Source organism: Paracoccus sp. (in: a-proteobacteria) (assembly GCF_046289755.1).
Taxonomy (GTDB): Bacteria; Pseudomonadota; Alphaproteobacteria; order Rhodobacterales; family Rhodobacteraceae; genus Paracoccus.
The window spans coordinates 1-10029 of record NZ_JBKBVD010000079.1 but is presented as its reverse complement, the minus strand read 5'-3'; the positions used below and the strand labels follow the sequence as shown (position 1 = coordinate 10029).

The following is a 10029-nucleotide window of genomic DNA, read 5'->3' as shown; positions in this document are numbered from 1 at the left end:
CCGTTCGACATCGCCCGCAGCTTGTTCCGAACGCGCAGGCGGCGCTTCTGGAACAGCTCTTGCTTTTTCAGTGCCATTTCATGCGCCCCTTACTTCTTCTTGCCTTCCTTGCGGAAGACGAACTCGCCCTTGTAGCGGATTCCCTTGCCCTTGTAGGGCTCGGGCTTGCGCCACTCGCGGATGTTCGCTGCGACCTGGCCAACAAGCTGCTGGTCAATGCCTTCCACAACGATTTCGGTCTGCTTCGGAGACGAGACCGTGACGCCTTCCGGCACCGCGAAGATCACGTCATGCGAATAGCCCAGGGCCAGTTTCAGGTCCTTGCCCTGCATGGTCGCGCGGTAACCCACGCCCTGGATCTCCAGCTCTTTCTTGAACCCGGTGGACACGCCCACGGTCAGGTTCTCGATCATCGAGCGGGTCATCCCCCATTGCTGGCGCGCACGCTTGGACGTTCCGCGCGGCTTGACCGCAACCGAACCGTCTTCCAGCACCAGGTCCACATCATCGGTCGCCGTGAAGTGACGGGTGCCTTTCGGCCCCTTCACTTCGATGGTCTGACCTTTGATCTCGGCCGTCACGCCCTTGGGCAGTTCGACCGGCTTCTTACCAATACGAGACATTCTGCCCTCCTTAGAACACGGTGCAGAGGACTTCGCCGCCGACATTGGCAGTGCGAGCCGCTGCATCCGTCATGACGCCCTTGGGAGTCGAGACGATGGAGACGCCCAGGCCCTGACGGACCTGCGGGATTTCCTTGGACCCGGCATAGACCCGGCGACCCGGCTTCGACACACGCGACAGTTCCCGGATGACCGGCGTTCCGTCATGGTATTTCAGCCCGATTTCCAGCTCTTTGTGGCCTTCGGTCGTGGTCACTTCCTCGTAGCCGCGGATGTAACCTTCGTTCTTGAGCACGTCCAGAACCCAGGCACGCAGCTTGGAGGCGGGGGTGCGGACGGTCGATTTGCCGCGCATCTGCGCATTGCGGATGCGGGTCAGCATATCGCCGAGAGGATCGTTCATCATGATATATGCCCCCTTACCAGCTGGACTTGACCAGGCCGGGGATCTGACCTTGCGAGCCCAGCTCGCGCAGCATGATCCGCGACAGTTTCAGTTTGCGGTAATACGCATGCGGACGACCGGTCAGTTGGCACCGGTTGTGCAGGCGCACGGCCGACGAATTGCGCGGCAGCTCGGCCAGCTTCAGCGTAGCCTTGAACCGCTCTTCCATCGGGCGGGACTGGTCATGAATGACCTCGTTCAGTTCAGCACGCTTGGAAGCGTATTGCTTCACCAGACGCTCGCGCTTCTTCTCGCGCTCGACCATGGATTTCTTTGCCATATCTTCTTTCCCTCCGCGATCAGCTGGTGAACGGCATGTTGAAATGCTTCAACAGCGACTTCGCTTCCGCGTCGGTCTTCGCGTTGGTGCAGATGATGATGTCCATCCCCAGAACTTCGTCGACCTTGTCGAAGTTGATCTCCGGGAACACGATGTGCTCTTTCAGGCCCATCGCATAGTTGCCGCGGCCGTCGAAGGACGTCGGTTTTACGCCGCGAAAGTCGCGGACGCGGGGCAGTGCGATGTTGATCAGGCGGTCCAGGAATTCGTACATCCGGTCGCCGCGCAGGGTCACCTTGCAGCCCAGGGGCATCTCCTCACGCACGCGGAAGCCGGCGATCGACTTCTTGGCATAGGTGATGATGGCCTTCTGGCCGGCGATCAGCGACAGCTCGTCTGCTGCCTGCTTGACCTTCTTGGTGTCCTTGACGGCCTCGCCGACACCCATGTTCAGGACGATCTTGTCCAGACGCGGGATCTGCATGTCGTTCTTGTAGCTGAACTCTTCCTTCAGCGCGGCCTTGATGGTGTCGTTGAACACCGCACGCAGGCGGGGCGTGTACTTTGCGTCGTCCAGCATCAGATCACGTCTCCCGTGGTCTTGGCAAAGCGGACCTTGCCGCCGTCTTCCATGCGGAAGCCGACGCGGGTTGCCTTGCCGTCCTTGTCCATCAGCGACAGGTTCGACAGGTCGATCGGCATGGCCTTCGCCACGCGGCCGCCCTGGCTGTTCTGGGACTGCTTGGTGTGGCGGATGGCAACATTCACGCCGTCCACGATGGCCTTGTTGTCCTTGGGCATGACAGCGGTGATCTCACCCTGCTTGCCCTTGTCCTTGCCGGCCAGCACGACGACCTTGTCGCCCTTTTTCAGCTTGGCAGCCATTACAGCACCTCCGGCGCAAGCGAGATGATCTTCATGAAGTTCTTCGCGCGCAGCTCGCGCACGACCGGCCCGAAGATACGGGTACCGACCGGCTCGCCCTGGTTGTTCAGGATGACGGCGGCGTTGCGGTCGAAGCGGATGGAGGTACCGTCTTCACGGTTCACTTCCTTGGCGGTGCGAACGACGACGGCCTTGCGGACGTCCCCCTTCTTCACCCGGCCCCGAGGGATGGCTTCCTTGACGGACACGACGATGATGTCGCCCACCGACGCATAGCGACGGTGCGAACCACCCAGGACCTTGATGCACTGAACCCGGCGTGCGCCAGAGTTGTCAGCAACATCCAGATTGGTCTGCATCTGGATCATTTGGTTTCTCCCGACCTTTGGGGACCGGCCTCGCCGACCCCAGGGTTTCGATCATTTCTGATCTGTGATGATGGACTTCAGGCGGTAGCCGCTTCGTCCGTCAGGACAGTCCAGCGTTTCGTCTTCGAGATCGGGGCACATTCGACGATGCGAACGAGATCACCGATCTTGAACTGGTTCTCCGCGTCATGGGCGCGGTATTTCTTGGACGAGCGCACGATCTTGTGCAGCACGGGATGCTTGAAGCGGCGCTCGACAATGACGGTGATCGTCTGTTCGTTCTTGTCGCTGGTGACGCGGCCTTGCAGAATGCGTTTGGGCATGGACCGGGCTCCTTAGTTCGAGGCCGCGGCGTCGGCCGCTTTCTGGTTCAGAATCGTCTTCACGCGGGCGACGTCACGACGGACGACGCGCATGCGCGCAGTGCTTTCCAGCTGGCCGGTGGCCTGCTGAAAGCGCAGGTTGAAGGCCTCTTTCTTCAGCGCGACCAGCTGATCCTTCAGCTGGTCAGGCGTCTTCGAGAGCAGTTCTTTGGCGTCCATGACGCGTCTTCCTTTCAACATCACCGGAGAGCCCCTGATGCCCAGGGCCACCCTGATTCCGGTGGAGTTTCGTGATGAAGGCCTGCGCATACAGGCTGTGCGCCCGTTTGGCAAGCCCGATTGCCACAAAACGCAGGGGCCCCGCCGATCGCTCGGCGGGGCCCCGTCGCGATGACCCTTCCGGGTCGCCGCTTACCAGTCTTCGCGGGCGACGATGCGGGTCAGGACCGGCAGCTTCATCGCGCCAAGGCGCAGGGCCTCGCGGGCGATGGTGTCGTTGACACCGTCGATCTCGAACATGATCCGGCCCGGGTGGACGCGGGCCGCCCAGAAGTCGACGGAACCCTTGCCCTTACCCATCCGGACTTCGGTGGGCTTGGACGAGACCGGGACATCCGGGAAGATCCGGATCCAGACGCGGCCCTGACGCTTCATGTGACGCGTGATCGCGCGGCGTGCCGCCTCGATCTGACGCGCGGTCACACGCTCGGGTTCGGTCGCCTTCAGGGCAAACGAGCCGAAGTTCAGGTCGAAACCGCCCTTCGCCTCGCCGTGGATGCGGCCCTTGTGCTGTTTGCGGAACTTGGTCCGTTTCGGTTGCAGCATTGTTCTCTACTCCTTACCGGGCGTCGCGGCGCGGGCCGCGGGGGGCAGGGCCCTCCTGGGCTTCGGCGGCGCGGCGGTCATGGGCCTGGGGATCATGTTCCATGATCTCGCCCTTGAATATCCACACCTTGACGCCGATGATCCCGTAAGGGGTCGTCGCCTCGGACAGCGCATAGTCGATGTCGGCCCGCAGGGTGTGCAGGGGCACGCGGCCCTCGCGATACCACTCGGTCCGCGCGATCTCGGCACCACCCAGACGGCCGGCGACGTTCACGCGGATGCCCAGGGCACCCATGCGCATGGCGTTCTGGACCGAACGCTTCATGGCGCGGCGGAACGACACGCGACGCTCCAGCTGCTGAGCGATCGATTCGGCGACCAGCTGCGCATCGACGTCGGGCTTGCGCACTTCGACGATGTTCAGGTGCAGTTCGCTGTCGGTGAAGTTCGCCAGCTTCTTGCGCAGGGTCTCGATGTCGGCACCCTTTTTCCCGATGATGACACCGGGGCGCGCTGCGTGAATGGTCACGCGGCACTTTTTGTGGGGACGCTCGATGATGACGCGGCTGATGCCGGCCTGCTTGGCTTCCGTGTGGATGAAGTCCCGGATCTTCAGGTCTTCAAGCAGCAGATTGCCATAGTCCTTGTCGTCGGCATACCAGCGGCTGTCCCAGGTGCGGTTGACCTGCAGGCGCATGCCGATCGGATTGACCTTCTGACCCATTACGCTTGCTCCTCGACTTGGCGCACCTTGATGGTGATTTCCGAAAACGGCTTCATGATCTTGCCGAAGCGGCCACGTGCCCGCGGACGGCCACGCTTCATCACCAGGTTCTTGCCGACCCAGGCCTCGGCGACGACCAGGTTGTCGACGTCCAGACCATGGTTGTTCTCGGCATTCGCGATGGCGGACTGAAGGCATTTCTTCACGTCACCGGCGATCCGCTTGTGCGAGAAGGTCAGGTCGGCCAGGGCCTTGTCCACCTTCTTGCCGCGGATCAGTTGCGCGACCAGGTTCAGTTTCTGCGGCGAGGTGCGAAGCATCTTCGTCTTGGCGAAGGCCTCGTTCTCCGCCACGCGGCGCGGATTGTTTTCCTTACCCATGACGATTACTTCCTCTTCGCTTTCTTGTCCGCGGCGTGACCGTAATAGGTCCGCGTGGGCGAATATTCACCGAACTTCTGGCCGATCATCTCTTCGCTGACATTCACCGGGATATGCTTGTGCCCGTTGTAGACAGCAAAGGTGAGGCCCACGAATTGCGGCAGGATGGTCGAACGACGCGACCAGATCTTGATGACCTCGGACTTGCCAGATTCTTTGACCTTTTCCGCTTTCTTGAGCACATAGGCGTCAACAAAGGGGCCTTTCCAAACAGAACGTGCCATGGATCAACGCCCCTTCTTTTTCGCGTGGCGCGAACGCAAGATGTACTTGTCGGTCGCCTTGTTGCTGCGGGTCTTCTTGCCCTTGGTGTCTTTGCCCCAGGGCGTGACCGGCGTGCGGCCACCCGACGTGCGACCCTCACCACCACCATGCGGGTGGTCAATCGGGTTCATGGCGACGCCGCGAACGCTCGGGCGGATGCCCTTGTGGCGGTTGCGACCGGCCTTGCCGAGGTTCTGGTTCGAGTGGTCGGCATTCGACACGGCACCGATGGTGGCCATGCATTCCTGACGCACCAGACGCAGCTCGCCCGAGGACAGGCGGATCTGGGCGTAGCCGCCGTCACGACCCACGAACTGGGCATAGGTGCCCGCCGAACGTGCGATCTGGCCGCCCTTGCCGGGCTTCAGCTCGACATTGTGGACGATCGTGCCGATCGGCATGCCGCTGAAGGGCATGGCGTTGCCCGGCTTTACGTCGACCTTGGAACCCGCGACGACCTTGTCACCGATGGCCAGACGCTGCGGCGCCAGGATATAGGCCTGCTCGCCGTCTTCGTACTTGACCAGCGCGATGAAGGCGGTGCGGTTGGGATCGTATTCGATCCGCTCGACCGTGGCCGCCATGTCGAACTTGGTGCGCCGGAAATCGACGATGCGATACAGGCGCTTTGCGCCGCCACCCTGGCGACGCATGGTGATCCGTCCGGTGTTGTTCCGGCCGCCTTTCTTGGTCAGACCCTCAGTGAGGCTCTTGACCGGGCGACCTTTCCAAAGCTCCGAACGGTCGATCAGAACCAGCCCACGCTGGCCAGGCGTCGTCGGCTTATACGACTTCAATGCCATCTTTCTGTCTTCCGTTGCTTTGGACCGAGGAGGTCCGTTTCAGTCAAATGCGGCAGCCCCGGATCGCTCCGGGGCGGCCTGATCGCGTCCGGTTATCAGAGACCGGTCGAGACGTCGATGGTGTGGCCGGCTTCCAGCGTCACATAGGCTTTCTTGACGTCGCTGCGACGGCCGGGCTGGCCGCGGAAGCGCTTGGTCTTGCCCTTGGTGATGGTGGTGTTGACCGCCTTCACCTTGACGCCGAACAGGGCTTCGACGGCCTGCTTGATCTGCGGCTTGTTCGAATCCTTGGCAACCTGGAACACGACGCCGTTGTTCTCGGACGTCATGGTGGCCTTTTCGGTGATGATCGGCTTGACGATCACGTCGTAATGTTCGGCTTTCGCGCTCATTTCAGACGAGCCTCCAGAGCTTCGACACCAGCGCGCGTGATGACCAGGGTATCACGCTTGAGGATGTCATAAACGTTGGCACCCATCGACGGCAGGATATCCACGCCTTCGATGTTGCGGGCGGCACGGGCAAAGTTCTCGTTCACTTCGGCACCGTCGATCACCAGCACGCGCTTCCAGCCGTTCTCGCGGACGGCCTTGGCGACGGCTGCGGTCTTGGCGTCGGCGAGGTTCAGATCCTCGATGATCACCAGTTCACCCGCGGTGGCCTTGGCCGACAGCGCGTGACGCAGACCCAGGGCGCGGACCTTCTTGGGCAGATCGAAGGCATGCGACCGCGGGGTCGGGCCCTTGTAGACGCCACCCTTGCGGAAGATCGGCGCCTTGCGGGACCCGTGGCGTGCGCCGCCGGTGCCCTTCTGGCGATAGATCTTCTTGGTCGAATAGCTGACCTCGGACCGGCCCAGCACCGAGTGGGTGCCGGCCTGCGCCTTGGCACGCTGCCAACGCACGACGCGCTGCAGGATGTCGCCGCGCGGCTCCAGACCGAAGATGTCGTCGGCCAGATCGATCGACCCGGCTGCGCCGGAATCCAGCTTGATCACATCAAGTTTCATCACTTGTCTCCTTCCGGCGCGTCGTCATTGGAGGCCGGCTCTTCCGCGTTGGGATCGACGGCGTCCTTGTCCGACTGGATCGAGGCTTCGGCCTCGGCCAGGGCGGCGGCTTCCTGCTCGGCGGCCAGACGGGCGGCCTCCTCGCGGGCTGCTTCTTCCTCGGCGGCGGCGGCGGCGGCGGCTTCTTCAGCCAGACGCTTGGCCTCGTTCGCGGCGGAACGCAGAGCGGCCGGATAGATCAGGTTCTCGGGCGTCGCTTTCTTTACGGCGTCCTTGACGGTGACCCAGCCACCCTTCGAGCCCGGAACCGAGCCCTTGACCATGATCAGGCCACGGTCACTGTCCGTGCGCACGACCTGCAGGTTCTGCGTGGTGACGCGGACGGCACCCAGGTGACCTGCCATCTTCTTGCCCTTGAACACCTTGCCGGGGTCCTGGCACTGGCCGGTCGAACCGTGCGAACGGTGGCTGACGGACACGCCGTGCGAGGCACGCAGACCGCCAAAGTTGTGACGCTTCATCGCGCCCGCAAAGCCCTTACCGATCGAGATGCCGGCGATGTCCACATACTGACCCGAGAAATAGTGGTCAGCCGTGATTTCCTCACCGACGTTGATCAGGTTCTCTTCCGCGACGCGGAATTCCACGATCTTGCGCTTGGGCGCGACCGAGGCCTTGGCGAAGTGACCGCGCATGGCTGCGGTCGTGCGCTTTGCTTTTGCCTCACCGGCGCCCAGCTGGACGGCGGTATAGCCATCGGTCGCGGCGGTGCGCTGCGCGATGACCTGCAGACCGTCCAGTTGCAGGACGGTGACGGGAACCTGACGGCCGTCCTCTAGGAACAGACGGGTCATGCCCAGTTTCTTGGCGATGATACCAGTACGCAACATGATCTGCCTCCTCAGACTTTGATCTCGACATCCACGCCGGCGGCGAGGTCGAGCTTCATGAGGGCGTCAACGGTCTGCGGGGTCGGGTCGACGATGTCCAGCAGACGCTTATGCGTGCGGATTTCCCACTGGTCGCGCGACTTCTTGTCGATGTGCGGACCACGCAGGACGGTGAATTTCTCGATCTTGTTCGGCAGCGGGATCGGGCCGCGGACGGTCGCGCCGGTGCGCTTGGCCGTGTTCACGATCTCCTGGGTGCTGGCATCCAGCACGCGGTAATCGAAGGCCTTCAGCCGGATCCGGATATTCTGGCTTTGCATAAAGACATCCCTCTTGCGGGGAGTTCCAGTCGAGAGGCTGACATCGCACCGCGCGGGGCCAGCATCGGACCGTAAAAATAACAGCAGGCCGCCCTTGGGTGGCGGCCCGTGACAAGGCGACCGATTCTTGCCATCAGGCATCAGACCGGTCACGATTGCGCTGCCTTAACGGCTTGCCCCCCGCAGGTCAAGGCATGGCGTGCCTATCCTGGCGATTGTGCGTCCCGGGGCCGGGCGCTATGTCGCGCAGGGCGCGCAAGGCTGCGGGGGGACCGGATATGCGACACAGGCTGATCGGCATGATCCGGCGCAGGCCCGCGCTGCTGGACGCCCTGCGCCAGGCGCGGGTGGCGGTGCTGGGGCGGCTGCCCGGCGCGGCGGCGCGCCCGGCCTCGACCATCGCGCCGATCGACTGGCGGAGGGCGACGCCCGGCCTGCCCGTTCCCCCGCCCCTGCTGCTGGACGACATTCCCGTCGTGCCGGCCCGCCGCCTGCACCATGAGGTCCTGTCCGACGGCGGACCCGTCTGGCCCGATTTCGACACGACGCCGGTGGTCCGCCACCTGATCCACGACACCCCCGCCGACATCAACGCGACGCCCGCGCGCAGGCCCGGGCCGCGGCTGGACCGCCCGGTCATCTGGGGCGGTCGCTGCCTGTTCCATTTCGGCCACCTCGCGGCCGAGCATCTGAACCGCCTGCCCGGCGCGCTGTATCACCACCCCGGGGCCGAGGCGCTGTTCCTGCTGCCGCCCGGCAAGCTGGGCCGCGAGGTGCCGGGCTATTTCTGGGACATGACCGCCTGGTTCGGCCTGCGCCCCGACCGGGTTCGCCTGGTCACGCGACCGATGGTGGCAGGCCGCCTGATGGTCACCCCTCAGACCGAACACATGAGCGCCCACCCCCCGCCCGACTGGCATCTGGACCTGCTGGACCGGCTGCCGGGGCTGCACGGGCTGGTGCCGGTCCCGAACCGGGCGCTGTATGTCACCCGCATGGGGCAGCTGCCCCGCGGCAGCGGCGCCCATGCGGGCGAGGCCGCCCTGGTCGACGCCCTGCGCGCCGCCGGGGTGGCGATCATGGACCCCGGCCGCGAGGGGCTGATGCGCCAGATGGCGCTTTATGCCGGGGCGCGGCTGCTGATCTTTGCCGAAGGCTCGGCGATGCACGGACGCCAGTTGCTGGGCCGGGTGGACCAGACCATCCTGGTGCTGCGCCGCAGGCCGCACAGCACCATGGCCCGCGCCCAGCTGCAGCCGCGCTGCACCCGGCTGGACTACGCCCCGGTGATCCGCGGTTTTGCGGCCCCGATCCATCTGGGCGGGTCCGAGATGCTGCCCCATGGGGTCACCTTCCTTGCGCCGCAGCGCCTGTTCGGCATCCTGCGCGAGCACGGGGTGGACCTGGCCCCGCATTGGGACGGCGACCGCTTTGCCGCGGCAGAGGCCCGCGATGCGCAGCTGTGGCGCGACGCGATTCTGGCGCGCAGCGACATCGACCGCGCCGCCACGCTGGACCGGATGTCGGCGGTCCTTGCCCGGATGGGCGTGGCCTGACGGCCCAAACGCAAAAAGGGCCGCCCTTTTGGGCGGCCCTTTCCGTCTGTCTGTGGGTCAGATCACTTGATGATCTTGGACACGACACCTGCGCCGACGGTGCGGCCGCCTTCGCGGATGGCGAAGCGCAGCTTCTCTTCCATGGCGATCGGGGCGATCAGCTCGACCTCGAACTTCAGGTTGTCGCCGGGCATGACCATCTCGGTGCCCTCGGGCAGCTTGACGGTGCCGGTCACGTCCGTCGTGCGGAAGTAGAACTGCGGGCGATAGTTGG

Annotated in this window: 18 protein-coding genes and 1 pseudogene; 1 reads left to right on the top strand and 18 read right to left on the bottom strand. The window is 64.0% G+C overall.

The genetic code is table 11. From position 1 onward, the window contains the following. Positions 1-89 precede the first annotated feature (89 nt). The 17 genes from rplF to rpsJ form a co-directional block, all read right to left on the bottom strand. Positions 90-623 (bottom strand): 50S ribosomal protein L6, encoded by a 534-nt coding sequence (gene rplF / locus ACK41U_RS18290; protein WP_136857766.1) that lies wholly within the window; start codon positions 621-623, stop codon positions 90-92. A gap of 10 nt (positions 624-633) precedes the next feature. Beyond that, positions 634-1032, bottom strand: a complete 399-nt coding sequence (gene rpsH / locus ACK41U_RS18285) for a 30S ribosomal protein S8 (protein WP_211243727.1) — start codon at positions 1030-1032, stop codon at positions 634-636. 10 nt (positions 1033-1042) lie between these two features. Beyond that, positions 1043-1348: a 30S ribosomal protein S14 gene (gene rpsN, locus ACK41U_RS18280; protein WP_409683376.1), complete on the bottom strand. Its 306-nt coding sequence runs from the start codon at positions 1346-1348 to the stop codon at positions 1043-1045. 19 nt (positions 1349-1367) lie between these two features. Continuing rightward, a complete protein-coding gene (gene rplE / locus ACK41U_RS18275) occupies positions 1368-1928 on the bottom strand; it encodes a 50S ribosomal protein L5 (protein WP_136857769.1) in 561 nt (186 codons plus the stop codon). Continuing rightward, positions 1928-2233: a 50S ribosomal protein L24 gene (gene rplX / locus ACK41U_RS18270; RefSeq protein ID WP_042247882.1), complete on the bottom strand. Its 306-nt coding sequence runs from the start codon at positions 2231-2233 to the stop codon at positions 1928-1930. Before rplX ends, rplE begins: the two co-directional genes overlap by 1 nt. Then, entirely contained in the window at positions 2233-2601 is a 369-nt protein-coding gene (gene rplN / locus ACK41U_RS18265) for a 50S ribosomal protein L14 (protein WP_022708219.1), read from the bottom strand. Before rplN ends, rplX begins: the two co-directional genes overlap by 1 nt. A 77-nt stretch (positions 2602-2678) precedes the next feature. Next, on the bottom strand, positions 2679-2924 hold the full coding sequence (gene rpsQ, locus ACK41U_RS18260; RefSeq protein WP_409683371.1) for a 30S ribosomal protein S17: 246 nt from the start codon (positions 2922-2924) through the stop codon (positions 2679-2681). 12 nt (positions 2925-2936) lie between these two features. Beyond that, entirely contained in the window at positions 2937-3143 is a 207-nt protein-coding gene (gene rpmC, locus ACK41U_RS18255) for a 50S ribosomal protein L29 (protein WP_136857772.1), read from the bottom strand. A 192-nt stretch (positions 3144-3335) separates the two neighbouring features. Then, positions 3336-3749, bottom strand: a complete 414-nt coding sequence (rplP, locus tag ACK41U_RS18250; protein ID WP_045982159.1) for a 50S ribosomal protein L16 — start codon at positions 3747-3749, stop codon at positions 3336-3338. Positions 3750-3762: 13 nt separating this feature from the next. After that, positions 3763-4473, bottom strand: a complete 711-nt coding sequence (rpsC, locus tag ACK41U_RS18245; protein WP_136857773.1) for a 30S ribosomal protein S3 — start codon at positions 4471-4473, stop codon at positions 3763-3765. Further along, positions 4473-4853: a 50S ribosomal protein L22 gene (gene rplV, locus ACK41U_RS18240; protein ID WP_042247864.1), complete on the bottom strand. Its 381-nt coding sequence runs from the start codon at positions 4851-4853 to the stop codon at positions 4473-4475. Before rplV ends, rpsC begins: the two co-directional genes overlap by 1 nt. A 5-nt stretch (positions 4854-4858) precedes the next feature. Next, positions 4859-5137 (bottom strand): 30S ribosomal protein S19, encoded by a 279-nt coding sequence (gene rpsS, locus ACK41U_RS18235; protein WP_131574401.1) that lies wholly within the window; start codon positions 5135-5137, stop codon positions 4859-4861. A 3-nt stretch (positions 5138-5140) separates the two neighbouring features. Next, entirely contained in the window at positions 5141-5980 is an 840-nt protein-coding gene (rplB, locus tag ACK41U_RS18230) for a 50S ribosomal protein L2 (protein WP_409683364.1), read from the bottom strand. A gap of 95 nt (positions 5981-6075) precedes the next feature. Then, positions 6076-6372: a 50S ribosomal protein L23 gene (locus tag ACK41U_RS18225; protein ID WP_136857775.1), complete on the bottom strand. Its 297-nt coding sequence runs from the start codon at positions 6370-6372 to the stop codon at positions 6076-6078. Beyond that, on the bottom strand, positions 6369-6989 hold the full coding sequence (gene rplD, locus ACK41U_RS18220; RefSeq protein ID WP_136857776.1) for a 50S ribosomal protein L4: 621 nt from the start codon (positions 6987-6989) through the stop codon (positions 6369-6371). The genes ACK41U_RS18225 and rplD overlap by 4 nt, the downstream gene beginning before the upstream one ends. Further along, positions 6989-7879, bottom strand: a complete 891-nt coding sequence (rplC, locus tag ACK41U_RS18215) for a 50S ribosomal protein L3 (RefSeq protein ID WP_277019978.1) — start codon at positions 7877-7879, stop codon at positions 6989-6991. Before rplC ends, rplD begins: the two co-directional genes overlap by 1 nt. Positions 7880-7890: 11 nt before the next feature. Continuing rightward, positions 7891-8199: a 30S ribosomal protein S10 gene (gene rpsJ / locus ACK41U_RS18210; RefSeq protein WP_042247848.1), complete on the bottom strand. Its 309-nt coding sequence runs from the start codon at positions 8197-8199 to the stop codon at positions 7891-7893. Positions 8200-8477: 278 nt separating this feature from the next. On the opposite strand from rpsJ, the gene ACK41U_RS18205 reads away from it, so the two are divergent. Beyond that, a complete protein-coding gene (locus ACK41U_RS18205; RefSeq protein WP_409683357.1) occupies positions 8478-9755 on the top strand; it encodes a glycosyltransferase 61 family protein in 1278 nt (425 codons plus the stop codon). A 62-nt stretch (positions 9756-9817) separates the two neighbouring features. Here the strand turns inward: ACK41U_RS18205 and tuf are convergent. After that, positions 9818-10029: pseudogene (gene tuf / locus ACK41U_RS18200) on the bottom strand (elongation factor Tu); the annotation flags it as partial.